Raw genomic sequence first — 249 nt, 5'->3', positions numbered from 1 at the left:
GTGGAACTAACTGTGAAAGATAGTAGAGGAAAAGAAAGTATAGAACAGACAAAAGTTACTGTAAAACAAGATCCGCAAACAGGCGGGTCCCTTGAAGAAGAGAAGATACTCCCGTTTAATACGCTTGTAAAAGGAAACCTGGTTACTCCTGATCAAACAGATGTTTATACGTTTAATGTTACAGATCCAAAAGAAGTAGAGATTTCTGTGGTAAATGAACAAAATATTGGGATGACATGGGTACTTTAT

The 249-nt window shown here is 36.5% G+C and carries 1 protein-coding gene; it reads left to right on the top strand.

Going from position 1 to position 249, the window contains the following annotated elements:
• On the top strand, window positions 1-249 hold a 249-nt coding region (locus MR107_RS30850; RefSeq protein WP_242293209.1), incomplete at both ends, for a hypothetical protein.

Origin of the sequence: Bacillus cereus group sp. BfR-BA-01441 (genome assembly GCF_022663075.1) — a bacterium.
Taxonomy (GTDB): domain Bacteria; phylum Bacillota; class Bacilli; order Bacillales; family Bacillaceae_G; genus Bacillus_A; species Bacillus_A cereus.
This window is presented reverse-complemented; position numbering and strand designations above follow the sequence as displayed.